A 14,970-nucleotide genomic window follows, 5' to 3' on the forward strand; every position below is an offset into this window, starting at 1 on the left:
GCGCTCTTGCCTTGTTAGGCGAAGGAGCGTCTGCCTCAGTTGGCAATCTTGCGCAGGCGCACCACGACATCGACCCGGGCGATCTCGTAACCCGCGGGCGGCTCCGGCAGTTCGGCGACGTCCACCGCCGAGGCCGGGATATCGATCACCGTGTTCTCGCCATCCACCACGAAATGATGGTGCTCGCTGTTGTCGGTGTCGAAATAGGTCTTGGCGCCGTCGATCGCGAGTTCGCGCAGCAGGCCGGCCTGGGTGAATTGGTGCAGCGTGTTGTAGACGGTGGCGAGCGAAACCGGCACGCGCGCCTTCATCGCTTCCTCATAGAGCATCTCGGCGCTGACATGCCGGTCGCCCTTGGCGAACAGGAGCCAGCCCAGCGAGACGCGCTGGCGGGTGGGGCGCAAGCCCACGCGCCGCAGGCGCTGGCGCACATCATGGAACGGGCAGCCTTGTCGCGCGCTCGATCCGTAGCCCTGGTCCTGGGGAATCAGATCGGTCATGCCTCGGGCGGGCCTCTTCAAAGGGTTGGCTGACGCGGATGCTGCGCCGCGAATAGATTACAACAGATGTAAGGCTTCAGTCCGTGCCCCGCAAGCTTGAGGCCGTTTTCCGGATGGCGCGCGCCTCCTGACAGCTTCGTGAGGCAAGCTGTCGCAATGCTCCGGTCCACCGGGAGCGGCGTCATGTCCGATACAAGCTATCTCTGGATGTTTTTCTCACTCGTTCTCGGCATCGTCATCGTGCCGGGCATGGATATGGCGTTCGTGCTGGCGAATTCGCTCGCCGGGGGGCGCCGCGGCGGCTTCTTCGCAATAGGCGGTGTCATCGCGGCGGGAATCTGCCACGTCGTCATCGGCGTGCTTGGCGTCGGCATCGTGCTGCAGCTCGTGCCGGCCGCCTTCAACATCATGCTGTTGCTCGGCGCCGCCTATGTCGCGTGGCTCGGCTTTTGTCTGTTCCGGAACGGCGCCGCGCTGGGCAGGGTCGAGCTCGCCGAACAGCGGACGGCCTGGACGATCTTCAGCCAGGGAGCTCTGACCAACCTTCTGAATCCAAAGGCCTATCTGTTCATGCTTGCGGTGTTTCCGCAGTTCCTGAAGCCCGAGGCTGGACGGATCTGGCTCCAGGCCGCCATTTTGAGCCTGATCATCGCGCTGACGCAGGCGTTGGTCTATGGTTGCCTGGCTGTCGTGGCCGGCGGAGGCCGCACGGCACTCGCGGCACGCCCCCATGCGACGGTCCTGATCGGCCGGGCGGTCGGGGTTCTGCTGATGCTGGTGGCGGCCGTCACGGCCTTCGAAGGCTGGCGCCGTCCCTGATCTTTGCCGGAATCGCTGTGCCTGCGCCCTTCCGTTCCCGCGCAGCGCCGTGTTAGGCACGGCGCGAGATCAGATGAACCGCCGGCCCTGACGGCCGGAACGGAACGGAGCGGAACGAGAATGGAGCGGCAATCGTCATTCAGCTACGAGGAGATCCTCGCCTGCGGTCGCGGGGAGCTGTTCGGGCCCGGCAATGCGCAATTGCCGCTGCCGCCCATGCTGATGGTCGACCGCATCGTCGAGATCAGCGAAACCGGCGGCCCCAACGGCAAGGGCCTGGTGCGCGCCGAGCTCGATGTGCGCCCCGACCTCTGGTTCTTCGACTGCCATTTCAAGGGCGATCCGGTCATGCCGGGCTGCCTTGGCCTGGACGCGCTCTGGCAGCTCACCGGCTTCTTCCTGGGCTGGCTCGGCCTGCCCGGCCGGGGCCGGGCGCTGGGCGTCGGCGAGGTCAAGTTCGCCGACCAGGTGCTGCCATCAGTCAAGCAGGTGGTCTACGGCGTCGAGTTCAAGCGCGTCTTCAAATCGAAGCTCGTGCTCGGCATCGCCGATGGCTGGCTGGAGGCCGACGGCAAGCGAATCTACACGGTCAGCGACATGCGCGTCGGCCTGTTCAAGCCGGAAGCCGCTTGAGGAAAAGCGCCGCGCAGCCTTGCGTGCGCCAGCCGCGCGGTCCATTTGCGCGGTGACGACAGAAAAGAGCCGGGGCCCTGGAGCGCCGGCCGCATGAGATATCGAGCTGGAGAAGCGAGCATGAGACGCGTTGTGGTCACCGGGATGGGCATCGTCTCGTCCATCGGCAACAATACGCAGGAAGTGCTGTCCTCGCTGCACGAGGCCAAATCGGGCATCTCCTTCATGCCGGATTTTGCCGAGCACGGCTTCCGCAGCCGCGTCGGCGGCGTGCCGACGCTCGATCCGGCGACCGTGCTCGACCGGCGCGCCATGCGCTTCCATGGCGGCGGCTCGGCCTGGAACCAGGTCGCCATGGAGCAGGCGATCCTCGATTCGGGCCTCGAGACGCCCGAGGTCAGCCATGAGCGCACCGGCATCATCATGGGCTCGGGCGGCCCCTCCACGCGTGCCCTGATCGACGCCTATGACAAGGCGCGCGAGAGCGGCTCCTCCAAGAAGGTCGGCCCCTTCGCCGTGCCCAAGGGCATGTCCTCGACCGCCTCGGCCACGCTCGCGACCTGGTTCAAGATCAAGGGCGTGAATTATTCGATCTCCTCGGCCTGCGCGACCTCCAATCACTGCATCGGCAATGCCTATGAATTGATCCAGTGGGGCAAGCAGGACGTCATCTTCGCCGGCGGCTGCGAGGAGCTCGACTGGACCTTGTCGGTGCTCTTCGACGCCATGGGCGCGATGTCGTCGGACTTCAACGAGACGCCGTCGCGCGCCTCGCGCGCCTATGACGTCAAGCGCGACGGTTTCGTCATCGCCGGCGGCGCCGGCGTCGTCGTGCTGGAGGAGCTGGAGCACGCCAAGGCGCGCGGCGCCAAGATCTATGGCGAGATCGTCGGCTATGGCGCGACCTCGGACGGCTACGACATGGTCGCCCCCTCCGGCGAGGGCGCGGTGCGCTGCATGAGGATGGCGCTGGAGACCGTCAAGGCCAAGGTCGACTACATCAACCCGCATGGCACCTCGACCCCGGTCGGCGATGCCAAGGAGATCGAGGCGATCCGCGAGGTCTTCGGGGCCGGCGAGAAGGCCCCGCCGATCTCGGCGACCAAGTCGCTGACCGGCCATTCGCTCGGCGCTACCGGCGTTCAGGAGGCGATCTACTCGCTCTTGATGCTGAACAACGACTTCATCTGCGAGAGCGCCCATATCGAGGAGCTCGACCCCGCCTTCGCCGACATGCCGATCGTGCGCAAGCGCATCGACAATGCCGGCCTCGGCTGCGTGCTGTCGAATTCCTTCGGCTTTGGCGGCACCAACGCCACGATCGTGATGAAGCGGCTGGAGGCGTAACGCCCCATGCTCTTCATGGTGATCGAGCATTTCGACCAGGCCCGGGTGAAGGAGGTCTATGCCCGCTTCCACGAGCGCGGCCGCATGGCGCCCGAAGGCCTGACCTATGTCGATAGCTGGATTTCCGCTGACTTCGCCCGCTGCTTCCAGATCATGGCATGCGACGACGTCACGCTGCTGCAGGAATGGGTGCTGGAATGGGCCGATCTCGCCCGCTTCGAGATCGTGCCGCTGGCCTCGTCCAAGGACACCGCAGCGGCGGTGAAGAAGCATTTATAGTGCTGGCGCCCGCCTTGGGCGCTTGCGTGATTCCGGGCGCTTGCGTGATTCATTGAAGCGCTTTGACTGATACTGCCGTTTGACAAGTCCTCGACGCTGACCTCTCGGGATATCCCCATGCTCCCCCTCATGCACAACAAGCGCGGCCTCGTCATGGGTGTCGCCAACCAGAACTCGATCGCCTGGGGCATCGCGCGCACCTTGCACGCGCATGGCGCCGAGATGGCCTTCACCTATCAGGGCGATGCGCTCGGCAAGCGGGTCAAGCCGCTGGCGGACAGCATCGGCTCGAAGCTCGTCCTGCCCTGCGATGTCGAGGACATCGCCACGGTCGATGCGACCTTCGCCACGCTCGACGAAGTCTGGGGTGGCGATCCCGAGCGCAACACGCTGGACTTCGTCGTCCATGCCATCGGTTTCTCCGACAAGAACGAATTGAAGGGGCTTTATGCCGACACCAGCCGCGAGAATTTCTCGCGCACCATGGTGATCTCCTGCTTCTCCTTCACCGAGGTCGCCAAGCGCGCGGCGCAGCGCATGCCCAAGGGTGGCAGCATGATCACGCTGACCTATGGCGGCTCGACCCGGGTGATGCCGAACTACAATGTCATGGGCGTCGCCAAGGCCGCGCTGGAGGCCAGCATGCGCTATCTCGCGGCCGACTACGGGCCCAAGGGCATCCGCGTGAACGCGCTCTCGCCCGGGCCAGTGCGGACGCTGGCCGGCGCCGGCATTTCGGATGCACGCGCCATGTATTCCTGGCAGCGCGCCAACTCGCCCCTGCGCAAATCGGTGTCCCTGGAGGAGATCGGCGGCTCGGCGCTGTATTATCTCTCGGATCTCTCCGGGGGCGTCACCGGCGACATCCACCATGTCGATGCCGGCTACAACATCACCTCGATGCCGGTGCTGGACGGCCTGCGCGCCGCCGATCAGGCCGACGCCGGGTGAATTGGCTATGCAGGCCGCGCAGGTGAGCCGCCGGGTCAGCCTGCGCCTTACCGAGCGCGATCTGGTTGCAGCTCAGCATCTCTTGCTGCGCGCCGCTTTCAGGAATCCGGTTCGGCTGGGTCTGCTTGCTGCGCTCTGGTGCGGCGCCACCGTCTTCGTCACGCTGTCGTTCCGGAGCGATCTGCCCGTGGCGCTACCGGCGGCCATCGCCGTGGCGGCTTTCGCCGCCGCCGCCGTGGTCTTCGGCCTGCCGGTCCTCATCGTCCATCTGCTTTCGCCACGGGCGGCTCGGCGTACGCTGCGGCTGGTCCCGGGGCTTCAGGGCGATCTGCACTATTCCTGGTCTGAAACCGGCTTTGCCTGCAATGCGGATGCGGGCTCATCGCTGACGCATTGGGCGGCCTATCGCCGCTGGCTTGAAAATGAGAAGCTGCTGCTGATCTGGCCCGGCTCCAAACTCTATCAGGTTCTGCCCAAGCGCGGGCTCGATCCCGCTCAGATCGACGAGATCCGCGCCTTCCTGATCGCGGCGCGACAGGAACGGTCTGGAACCTGAGAGAGTCGACCGGGTTTCCTGTCTTTAAATGGGAGAGCGCGATGGTCACGGTCAGATATGAAATCGTCGAGCATGATGGCGGCTGGGCCTACAAGGTCGGCGACGCCTTGTCCGAGACCTTTCGCACGCATGATGCCGCTCTCAAGGCGGCGACGAGCGCGGCGGCGCGGCAGACCCTGGCCGGCACGACCGACGGCATCGTCTATCAGGACAAGGACGGCGCCTGGCACGAGGAGCTTGCCGACGGTAAGGACAGGCCCCTGACCAGGGTCATCGACCAGAAATAGCCGCAAGAACAGGATGCGAAAAGTGGGCACCGGTTTTTCGCATTGAGCCCGCTCTCACTCTGAGATGAGATCTTTGCTCTAACGCGTTTTTTCAAGCGAACCGGTGCCCACTTCGCTTGAAAGCGCTTTGGCTCTGCGGCCGCGCTCGGATCTTATCGCGCCGTGAAGAAGGTCAGCAGCACCTTGCCCTTCTCGCCGATGAGGCAGAGGAAGCGGCGCGGCTTGTCCGATCGGTCGGTGCGCAGATAGGCCTCGCCCATGATGATGCGCGTGATCGGCGTGTCCTCGACCTTGGTTTCGGCGGTGGCGATCGTTGCCCCGTCCTCGTCGATATAGATGTCCTTGATCTCCGGATCCTTGGCCGAGATCGTGTGAAGCGCGGTCGTCTTGCAGGAGGCGATTTCGGTCGAGGCCGGCTTCTCCGGCGGCGTGCCGGAGGTTGGTCCGGCGGTCGGCGCGGTTTGGGCGAGCGCCGGCGCGGCAAAAAAAGTCGCGATCAGCAGGGCAGGGACAGTCAGGCGCGTCATGAGGTGCACTCGGTTTGAGGTGAGTGCTGAACGCATGAGATAGGCGGCGGTTCAAATGCCCTGTGTCATCCCGTGCGCGCTGCGGCACGCAGTGCCGCTGCGCAGACACGGGACCCGATCGTCGTCATGGTCGGACTTGTCCCGACCATCCACGCCTTCCACCGTCGAGTTCTGAGGCGAAAGTGTGGATGCTCGCCACAAGGGCGAGCATGACGCAGAGGCTCTGCTTTACGATCGTCGGCGCGCCCTTACAGCCCCAGCTTCTTCTTGCGCTGGCCGAGCGTGCGCAGCCGCAGCGCGTTCAGCTTGATGAAGCCGGCCGCGTCGCGGTGGTCATAGGCGACGGCGCCTTCCTCGAAGGTGACGAGGTCCTGGTCGTAGAGCGAATAGGGGCTGGAGCGGCCGATGACGTGGACGCCGCCCTTGTAGAGCTTGAGGCGCACCGAGCCGGCGACGAATTCCTGGCTCTTGTCGATCAGCGCCTGCAGCATCTCGCGCTCCGGCGAGAACCAGAAGCCGTTATAGATCAGCTCCGCATATTGCGGCATGATCTGGTCCTTGAGATGGGCCGCGCCGCGATCGAGCGTGATCGATTCGATGGCGCGATGCGCGACGGCCAGGATCGTGCCGCCGGGCGTCTCGTACATGCCGCGCGACTTCATGCCGACGAAGCGGTTCTCGACCAGGTCGAGCCGGCCGATGCCGTTGTCGCGGCCGAGATCGTTGAGCCTGGCGAGCAGCGTCGCGGGCGAGAGCTTTTCACCGTCGATGCCGACCGCATCGCCCTTCTCGAACTCGATCGAGATCACGGTCGGCTTGTCCGGCGCGTCCTCGGGCGAGATCGTGCGGGAATAGACATAGTCCGGCACTTCCTGCGCGGGATCCTCCAGAACCTTCCCTTCCGAGGAGGCATGCAGCAGGTTGGCGTCGACCGAGAACGGCGCCTCGCCGCGCTTGTCCTTGGCGATCGGGATCTGGTGCTGCTCGGCAAACGCGATGAGCTGTTCGCGCGAGCGCATGTCCCATTCGCGCCAGGGCGCGATCACCACGACGTCGGGCTTCAGCGCATAGGCGGTCAATTCGAAGCGAACCTGGTCGTTGCCCTTGCCGGTCGCGCCATGGGAGACGGCGTCGGCGCCGAGCTTTTCGGCGATCTCGATCAGCTTCTTGGCGATCAGCGGGCGCGCGATCGAGGTTCCCAGCAGATAGACGCCCTCATAGGCGGCGTTGGCGCGGAACATCGGGAAGACGTAGTCGCGCACGAATTCCTCGCGCAGATCCTCGATGAAGATGTTCTCGGGCTTGATGCCGAGCAGCAGCGCTTTGTCGCGCGCCGGTCCGAGTTCCTCGCCCTGGCCGAGATCGGCAGTGAAGGTCACGACCTCGCACGAGTACGTGGTCTGCAGCCATTTCAGGATGATCGAGGTGTCGAGGCCGCCGGAATAGGCGAGAACGACCTTCTTCACGCTTTTATCGGACATCGGGCAATCTTCCTGTTGCTGCGCGCTCCCGCGTCCCGTCGGGCCGCGTTTTGAACGCAATGGCGCACTATCGCAGCCTCAGCGGCGAAGCAATCGGAACCTTCTGATCGATCCCGCGTCTTCCCGTGATGGATCGGTGTTGATGACGCCCATCACGAGCGACAGACCGCACCGACTGCCCTTGCAGTTGGATGTCTGGAAGCCGAAGCTCCGGACGCGCGATTTCAACCTGGATCATCGACTTGGAGGCTGAATGCCGAAGCGTCCTGTTCTGGACTTCTGGTACGAGTTCGCATCGACCTACTCCTGCTTGAGTGCATTGCGGATCGAGGCTCTGGCGGAGGAGGCCGGCGTGACATTGCGCTGGCGCCCCTTTTTGCTGGGACCGATCTTCGCTGCGCAGGGCTGGACGACGTCACCGTTCAATCTGTTCCCCAACAAGGGCCGCTATATGTGGCGTGACATGGCGCGCCGCGGCGGCCGCCACGGGCTGACGATCGTCAAGCCCGAGACCTTCCCGCAGAACTCGCTGATCGCGGCGCGGCTCGCGCTGGCAGGACGCGAAGCCGGCTGGATGCCGGCCTTCTCGAAGGCGCTGTTCAGGGCCGAGTTCTCCGAGGGAAGGAACATTGCCGAAGAGGCCGTGCTCAACGCGGCGCTCAAGGTGGCTGGGGCCGATCCTGGCGTCGCCTACGCGGCCTCCCGCAGCGAGGAGGTCAAGGGTCGGCTCAAGGCCGAGACCGAATACGCCAAGTCGATCGGCATCTTCGGGGCGCCGACCTTCGTCACCGAGGATGGGGAACTGTTCTGGGGCGACGACCGGCTTGAGGAAGCCCTCGACTGGGCCAAGGACGGGTGCTGAGCACGCCATGGCGGGCTTGCCGGATCGCAAGAGTTTGCCGGATCGGAGAAGTTTCGTATCGGGTGCCACTGCGGGCCTGCTCTGCGCAAGCCTCTCTCGTGCCCAGGGTCGCCTTGCTCCTGCCCAGGATCGCCTTGCCATCGCCGGCGAGCCGCCACGCTACGACCAGCGTCCACTGAGCCTCGTCCCCAACGCGCAGGCCATCGGCCGGCGCTATTGGGCGCCAGGCCTGAACGAGGGCTATGTGCCGCAGGGCCTGACCGTGACGGGAGCTGAGATCCTCGTCGCCGCCTATCGCAGCGTCGACCCCAGGCAGGATAACGGCCTCGCGCGGGTGTTTCGCCTGGCGCAGGGCGATGGCCGCCTTGCCGGCGGTTTCGATCTGCCCGAGGCTTACGGCCATCCAGGCGGGTTGGCGGCGCGGGGCACGACGCTCTTCGTCGCCAATTCCGGTCGGCTTCTGGCGCTCGATCTCCCGGCTTCGCTCCGGAGCGGGGCGCCCGCCATCATCGCAGAGCGACGCGTCGACAAGGCGATGGGGCCCTCTTTCCTGGCGTGCGACGGCGATGCGCTCTGGTTCGGCCCGTTTCGCCGCCAAGGCGAGGCTACGCTCTATGCCATCCCGCTGGCGCGCATCGTCGAAGGAGGCAGTGACCCGCTGGGCCCCGCAGACGCCGGCCGGCGCCTGCCTCTGCCGCTCCTGGCTCAGGGCGCGACCTTCGATCGCTCGGGCGGGCTCTGGATTTCGGAAAGTGTCGGCAACAGGCCAGGCGCCTTGCACCGGCTCGACGCTGGCAGCGGCGCCGTGCTCGCGAGCTATGCGGCTCCGGGCGGCATCGAGGATCTCGGCTGCGCCGCCGACGGCAGCCTCTGGGCGGTCAGCGAGGCGGGTTCGCAACGCTGGAGCCGCTGGGAGACCTTCTACCCGCTGGTCTTCGAGATCGATCCGGGCAAGCTGATCGCGCGGGGCTAGCTCTTTGCTCTAGCCCTGCGGCGGTCGCGCCCAGGGGCCGCGTGCGGCGGATTCCTCGACCATGGTCGGCAGGGTCTGCCGGTCCGCCAGCTTGGGCGGCTGCGGCGGCATCGATGGTACGCGCCCACCGGCGGTCTCGACCAGCGCCTGCACGCGCTTGGTGATGGAAGGGTGGGTCGAGAACAGATCGGCGAAATCGTCGGGATCGTTCTCGAAGCACATATCCATCACGCCCGAGGGCACGCCGTCGATATCGGCGCGGCCGGCGATCTTGAGCAGCGCCGAGATCATCGCATCCGGGTTCTTGGTCAATTCGACCGCACCCGCATCCGCCAGATATTCGCGCGCCCGCGACAAGGAGAGCCGGATCAGCACGGCGAGCAGCCAGGAGACCGCGATCACGGCGAAACCGATCAGGATTGCGACGAAATTGCCTTTCTTGGCGTCGTCGGAGGAGACCCGCACGCGCCCGAGATTGCGGAAGATGATTTCGCCCACGAAGGAGATCACGCCGGCGATGACCACTGCGATCACCATCAGCTTGACGTCGCCATTGCGGATATGGGTCAGCTCATGGGCGAGCACCGCCTCGACCTCGGCATCGTCGAGCTGGTCGAGCAGGCCGCGCGTCACCGTCACGGTGAACTGCTTGTCGTTGACGCCGCTGGCGAAGGCGTTGAGCGCCTCGCTCTCGACGATGGCGAGCTTGGGCATGGTCAGGCCGCGCGAGATGCAGAGGTTCTCCAGCATCCGGTAGAGTTTGGGATTGTCCTCCCGCGACACCTCGGTCGCGCCGGCCGCAGCGCCGATCAGGCCGACATTGATGCGAAAGCCGATGAAGATCCAGGCCGCGGTGGCGACCGTGATGAAGGGCCACCACGACCAGAACAATCGCGTCACCTCGCTGAAGGCGCTGCGCCCGCGCGGCACGCCACCATAGCCGTAACCGACCAGGATCAGGCCCCAGCAGGTCAGGTAGACCAGCAGGAACAGCCCGACGAGCAGGAAGCCGGAGCGGATCCGGTTGTTGCGCTGATGTGTGTAGAGCCCGAAGGCCTGGCCGACCATCGCCGCCGCCCCGTCTGCCGGTTGTCGTGGCCCGTCCCTAGAACTTCACGGTCGGCGGCGCATCGAGCTGGGTCCGCGCCGCCTCGCCGACATCGAAGAATTCGCGCGGCGTGAAGCCCATTTGCGGGGCAAATAGCACGGCTGGAAAGGCCTGGATCGCGCCGTTGAATTCGCCGACCGCATTGTTGAAGAAGCGCCGCGCCGCTGCGAGCTTGTCCTCGACATTGCCGAGATCGACCTGGAGCTGCTGGAAATTGGCGCTGGCCTTGAGATCGGGATAGGCCTCGCCCAGCGCCAGCAGCCGGCCGACGGCGCCCGATAATTGCTGCTCGGCTGCAGCTTGGGCATGCACGCCGGTCGCGCCCTGGGCCGCGTTGCGCGCCGCGATCACGGCATCGAGCGTGCCGCGCTCATGGGCGGCATAGCCCTTCACCGTCTCGATCAGGTTCGGGATCAGATCGTGCCGCTGCTTCAGCTGCACATCGATATCGGCGAAAGCCTGGCCGACGCGCTGCCGCATCGCGACGAGGCCGTTATAGGTGATGATCAGGTAGACGACGACGGCTGCGAGCAGCCCCAGAATGACCCAACCCATGGCGCGCTCCCGTGCAGGCAAAACCCGACGCGCAACCTTGCATGAAGGGTGGCGTTGGGGAAGCCGGGCATCAATCCAGCTCAGCAATGTGGCGATACAAACTGTGCCGGAGTCGACAGCAATTTTGCCAAGATGCATCGCTTTATGGCCCGACGCGGCCCCTTGGAGGGGCATCCCCGTGCGGGGCTGTCGGAGAATCGTTAAGAATGGATTTTGCTGTACGTGGGGCTGCCGATATCCTCGGAGGCATCGGGGCTTGGCGCATGTGGTGGATGCTGGCCAAGAATGATGTGATCCGCCGTTACCGGCGGTCTCGCCTCGGCCAACTTTGGCTTACTCTTAGCATGGCGGTCATGATCTTCGGCATGGGCGCGGTCTACGCATCCTTGTTCGGCACCTCCATGTCCGCCTACCTGCCGCATCTCGGCACAGGCCTCGTACTATGGGGACTGATTTCATCCACGATCACCGAAAGCTGCTCAAGTTTCATAGAAAACGACAGTATTATTCGCCAGGTTGCGCTTCCGCGTTTTACCTATCTGCTTCGGACAATCGCGCGAAATCTCTTCGCTTTCGCTCATAACCTGATCATCCTACCGGTGGTTTATCTGGTCTTCGGATCGCCAATCAATTGGCATATTCTGCTGTTCATCCCCGGCCTGCTGCTCGTGCTCGCCAATCTGGCCTGGGTCGGATATTTACTGGCGATCCTGTCAGCTCGGTTCCGCGACATACCGCAGATCGTCGCGAGTATCGTTCAGGTGGCGTTTTTCGTCTCACCTGTCGTCTTCAAGCCCTCCCAGCTACGGATCGACCACCCAGTGCTCATCCTGAACCCCTTTGCGAGCATGCTGGATGTGATGCGCGAGCCGCTCCTCGGCAATCTGCCGAGTGCGACCTCATATCTCATTCTGCTTGGCTTGCTGGTTTGCGGTTGGTTGTTCAGCCTGGCTTTCGCGGGCAAATACTCGCACCGCGTCGTCTACTGGCTCTGAGGGCGTCATGGCACATATTGTCCTGGACAGGGCCAGCGTCGAGCTCGCCGTCTATAATTCACGCGGTCGCGGTCTGAAGAGTGAGATTCTCCGGCGCACCGTCGGCGGGGGCCTGCAGAATGACCGCGATAGCAGCATCCAGGTCGTTAAGGCGCTGAGCGAAGTCAGCTTCGAGGCCAGGGATGGCGACCGTATTGGCTTGATCGGTGGCAATGGCGCCGGCAAGACGACACTTTTGCGGGTGCTCAGCCGTGTCTATCCACCGATCTTGGGCAAAGTCTCGATCGAGGGGCGCATCTCGTCGCTGATCGACCTCTCAATGGGCATGGATACCGATGCAACGGGCTACGAGAATATCGAGATGCGCAGCATCATGCTCGGGCTCGACTACAAGCAAGCGCAGGCGATCATTCCCGATGTCGAGGAATTCAGCCAGCTCGGGGAGTTCCTGTCGCTGCCCATCCGCACCTATTCCAGCGGCATGCTGCTGCGGTTGGCCTTCGCCGTCAGCACAGCTGTTCATCCCGATATTCTGATCCTCGACGAGGTGATCGGCGTCGGCGACGCTGCCTTTGCAGAGCGCGCCGAGAATCGGCTGCACACCATGATCCAGAAGGCCAGCATCATGTTCCTGGCCTCGCATGACAACAATTCGATCAGGCGATTCTGCAACCGTACGCTTTGGATGAAGGGCGGAAAGCTGATGATGGACGGGCCGCCGGACGAGGTGTTGGCAGCGTATGCAGCGGATAAAGCCGCTTGAGACTGCGAGGCTTTTTGCTTGGGGCGGCGAATCCAAGCTGAGAATGCTTCCTGGCAAGCAGCCGCCGTCAAATAGATGACCGGCCGCCTATCGTCTATTCGGTCCGGATCGTCACCGCCTCGTTCGTGCGGGTCAGGTGAGGCGAATAATAGGGATCGAGCGCGATATAGTCCTCCCAGCGCGCTTTTAATATCTCGCTTTCACACTGAAACCGGGCGCGCTTCTCAGGTCCTATCTCGTATCCGCGTGACTTGCTCTCGAAGTGATAGAGTTCGGCGAAGGGTGTCCAGACATTGTAGTAACCGGCAGCGTGCACCTTGAGACAGAAGTCGACGTCGTTCAGGGCAATCTTCAGCGAGATCTCATCGAAGCCGCCGACTTCCAGCGCGATCGAGCGCCTGACGGCAAGGCATGCAGCAGTCACGGCGCTGAGGTTCTGTGCGACGCGAAGGCGGCCGAAATAGCCGAAATCGCCTTTCTCGAAGCCGCGATAAGGGTGGCAGGCAATACCGCACACGCCGACGAAGACGCCAGCATGCTGGATCGTGTCGTCCTCATAATAAAGCTTCGCGCCGACACAGCCGATTTCTGGGCGCATCGCCTGGGCTACGAGTTCCGACAGCCAGTCTTCGCCGATCACGCTGGTATCGTTGTTGAGAAAAACAAGGACATCGCCCCGTGCTTCCCTGATGCCGAGATTGTTCATGGCGGAATAGTTGAATTCGGCCGGATAGTCCGCGATCAGAACCCCTTCCTGCCGGAAGCGATCATAGAGTCTCAGCGTTTCCTCGTCTGTCGAGCCATTGTCTACGATCAAAATCTCGTAACGGGGATAGGCCGTCCTCGATCGGATCGAGGCAAGGCAGGCTCCGATGAGTGCCGGCATGTTCTTGTTGGGGATGATGATCGTCGCGAGCGGCGCGGGCTCGGGCAGGCGATAGCGAATCCTGGCGACAGGCGCGTCATCGAGACGGGTTACGTCGCCATCACGCCCTGTGCGGGCGAGATGGCTGGCGATGGCGCTTGCCATCGCCGCGACGGCGTAGGGCTTGGCCGCATCGCTTCCGGCGGTGGAGTTCTCCGCGACGCGCCAGTGGTACAGGATCTTCGGAATGTGCAGGATCTGGCGGCGTTCGAGTGTCTCGGTTACCTTGAGATACAGATCGTGGTCCTGAGCGCCCTCCAGGCCGAGTGTCCAACCGCCGACCCTGCGCACGTCCTCAGCTTTTAGGGCAGCCAGGTGACTAACGTAGTTGAACGACCGCAGCAGATCGGGAGACCAGTCGGGCTTGAAATGAGGATCGAAGCGCTTGGTTCCGGAGGCGTCGATCTTGTCCTCGTCCGAATAGATCAAGCGGGCATACGGGTTCGCCTCCGCCGCGAGCGCGACTTCGAGCAGCGCATGCGGTCGAAGCAGGTCATCGTGATCGAGCGGTATGATCCAATCGCCCGTGGCAAGGGCGAGCGACGCGTTCGAAGCGGCGGAAATGTTCTGGTTCCGTGCGAGACGGGTCCATTTGATGCGCGGTTCCTCGCGGCTGAGGCCGTCCAGGAACGCCGCAATACGAGGACTCGACGAGCCATCGTCGCAGATGCACAATTCCCAGTGCGGATAGATTTGGCTCCGCACGGACAGTATCGCGGCTTCGAGCAAGGCGGCGGGAGTCTCGAACACCGGCATGATGATGGAGAAAAGCGGCCGCTCCCTCAGCCTTAGCAAGAGAGCCTCCATGGCGGCTCGATCATCCCCAGGCCGGTCGTCGAACCGCGCGATCCAGTCTTCGTAGCGTGCTTCCTGCCGGACGGTTCGCTGAAGCCGACGGAGAAGACCGCGTGCACCTTCGCTGCGAAGGACATCGCTTACCCGCCGTAGCGCCGCACCGACCCCCCCGGCACGGCGAACTGCGCGCCAGAGCGGCTCCGTGATGCTCGGCATGACGATTGGTCTACTCCGCCGCTTGAATTCTACGGCTTGCTGCGCCGAGGGAATGATATCGATTTAAGAACGAATAATGCGAGACAGTGACCCGTTCAAGTATGCCAGCGCTTCGATGTATGCATCCCCCGCCAGGATAGGTTCAAACCAGTTCATGCAGGAAATGCGCGTTCGCTCGGTCTCCCATCTGCTGCGAAGCTCCAGCGGTATTGTCGGGAACCGCAAGTCGCGACTTTCCGGGAGCCTCGCTATTCGTGTGATCGGCGGCTATGTCGCCTGCGTACATGTCCTGGCCACAAAAGCCCAGGCTGCTTGTGGAACCAGGGATGCTATGTGGTGAAATGGTCGCTGGCCGGTCCGTGCCTCATTTGGTGATTCCCGATCCGTGATTGTCCGTC

General features: G+C 63.8%; 17 protein-coding genes. 11 read left to right on the forward strand and 6 right to left on the reverse strand.

What is annotated here, in order from left to right:
• Positions 1–35: 35 nt before the first annotated feature.
• Positions 36–500 carry an iron response transcriptional regulator IrrA gene (gene irrA / locus J2Y55_RS25650; RefSeq protein ID WP_310159161.1) on the reverse strand — a complete coding sequence of 155 codons (465 nt, stop codon included), beginning with the start codon at positions 498–500 and terminating at the stop codon, positions 36–38.
• Positions 501–683: 183 nt separating this feature from the next.
• Here irrA and J2Y55_RS25655 point away from each other — a divergent pair, with 183 nt between their 5' ends.
• From J2Y55_RS25655 to J2Y55_RS25685, 7 genes are all read left to right on the forward strand, one after another.
• Positions 684–1,319, forward strand: a complete 636-nt coding sequence (locus tag J2Y55_RS25655) for a LysE family translocator (RefSeq protein WP_310159163.1) — start codon at positions 684–686, stop codon at positions 1,317–1,319.
• 120 nt (positions 1,320–1,439) lie between these two features.
• Complete coding sequence (gene fabA / locus J2Y55_RS25660) at positions 1,440–1,952, forward strand: 3-hydroxyacyl-[acyl-carrier-protein] dehydratase FabA (RefSeq protein ID WP_069689584.1); 513 nt, start codon at positions 1,440–1,442, stop codon at positions 1,950–1,952.
• Between the two features lie 120 nt (positions 1,953–2,072).
• Positions 2,073–3,299 carry a beta-ketoacyl-ACP synthase I gene (gene fabB, locus J2Y55_RS25665; RefSeq protein ID WP_310159165.1) on the forward strand — a complete coding sequence of 409 codons (1,227 nt, stop codon included), beginning with the start codon at positions 2,073–2,075 and terminating at the stop codon, positions 3,297–3,299.
• Between the two features lie 6 nt (positions 3,300–3,305).
• Positions 3,306–3,578, forward strand: a complete 273-nt coding sequence (locus J2Y55_RS25670) for a DUF3303 domain-containing protein (protein WP_092171235.1) — start codon at positions 3,306–3,308, stop codon at positions 3,576–3,578.
• A 117-nt stretch (positions 3,579–3,695) separates the two neighbouring features.
• On the forward strand, positions 3,696–4,529 hold the full coding sequence (fabI, locus tag J2Y55_RS25675; protein ID WP_310159166.1) for an enoyl-ACP reductase FabI: 834 nt from the start codon (positions 3,696–3,698) through the stop codon (positions 4,527–4,529).
• Positions 4,530–4,551: 22 nt separating this feature from the next.
• The gene (locus tag J2Y55_RS25680) at positions 4,552–5,085 is read left to right on the forward strand and encodes a YcxB family protein (RefSeq protein WP_310159167.1); all 534 of its coding nucleotides are present in this window, start codon (positions 4,552–4,554) and stop codon (positions 5,083–5,085) included.
• 41 nt (positions 5,086–5,126) lie between these two features.
• Positions 5,127–5,372, forward strand: coding sequence for a DUF2188 domain-containing protein (locus tag J2Y55_RS25685; RefSeq protein WP_310159169.1), 246 nt, complete (start codon positions 5,127–5,129; stop codon positions 5,370–5,372).
• A gap of 152 nt (positions 5,373–5,524) precedes the next feature.
• On the opposite strand, the gene J2Y55_RS25690 is transcribed toward J2Y55_RS25685, so the two are convergent.
• Positions 5,525–5,899, reverse strand: a complete 375-nt coding sequence (locus J2Y55_RS25690; protein WP_310159170.1) for a hypothetical protein — start codon at positions 5,897–5,899, stop codon at positions 5,525–5,527.
• 248 nt (positions 5,900–6,147) lie between these two features.
• Positions 6,148–7,380: an argininosuccinate synthase gene (locus J2Y55_RS25695; RefSeq protein ID WP_069689589.1), complete on the reverse strand. Its 1,233-nt coding sequence runs from the start codon at positions 7,378–7,380 to the stop codon at positions 6,148–6,150.
• 253 nt (positions 7,381–7,633) lie between these two features.
• Between J2Y55_RS25695 and J2Y55_RS25700 the strand changes: the two genes are divergently transcribed.
• Entirely contained in the window at positions 7,634–8,242 is a 609-nt protein-coding gene (locus J2Y55_RS25700) for a 2-hydroxychromene-2-carboxylate isomerase (RefSeq protein ID WP_310159171.1), read from the forward strand.
• 7 nt (positions 8,243–8,249) lie between these two features.
• On the forward strand, positions 8,250–9,215 hold the full coding sequence (locus J2Y55_RS25705; RefSeq protein WP_310159172.1) for an NHL repeat-containing protein: 966 nt from the start codon (positions 8,250–8,252) through the stop codon (positions 9,213–9,215).
• Positions 9,216–9,224: 9 nt separating this feature from the next.
• Here the strand turns inward: J2Y55_RS25705 and J2Y55_RS25710 are convergent, their stop codons facing one another.
• Together J2Y55_RS25710 and J2Y55_RS25715 are read right to left on the reverse strand one after the other, a co-directional pair.
• Entirely contained in the window at positions 9,225–10,283 is a 1,059-nt protein-coding gene (locus J2Y55_RS25710) for a M48 family metallopeptidase (RefSeq protein ID WP_310159173.1), read from the reverse strand.
• A gap of 37 nt (positions 10,284–10,320) precedes the next feature.
• Positions 10,321–10,878: a LemA family protein gene (locus tag J2Y55_RS25715; RefSeq protein WP_310159174.1), complete on the reverse strand. Its 558-nt coding sequence runs from the start codon at positions 10,876–10,878 to the stop codon at positions 10,321–10,323.
• Positions 10,879–11,084: 206 nt separating this feature from the next.
• Here J2Y55_RS25715 and J2Y55_RS25720 point away from each other — a divergent pair, with 206 nt between their 5' ends.
• A complete protein-coding gene (locus J2Y55_RS25720) occupies positions 11,085–11,873 on the forward strand; it encodes an ABC transporter permease (protein WP_310159176.1) in 789 nt (262 codons plus the stop codon).
• A gap of 7 nt (positions 11,874–11,880) precedes the next feature.
• The gene (locus tag J2Y55_RS25725) at positions 11,881–12,636 is read left to right on the forward strand and encodes an ABC transporter ATP-binding protein (RefSeq protein WP_310159177.1); all 756 of its coding nucleotides are present in this window, start codon (positions 11,881–11,883) and stop codon (positions 12,634–12,636) included.
• 94 nt (positions 12,637–12,730) lie between these two features.
• Here the strand turns inward: J2Y55_RS25725 and J2Y55_RS25730 are convergent, their stop codons facing one another.
• Positions 12,731–14,572, reverse strand: coding sequence for a glycosyltransferase family 2 protein (locus J2Y55_RS25730; protein WP_310159178.1), 1,842 nt, complete (start codon positions 14,570–14,572; stop codon positions 12,731–12,733).
• Positions 14,573–14,970: the final 398 nt, after the last annotated feature.

This window comes from Allobosea sp. BE125 (assembly GCF_031456075.1).
GTDB lineage: Bacteria > Pseudomonadota > Alphaproteobacteria > Rhizobiales > Beijerinckiaceae > Allobosea.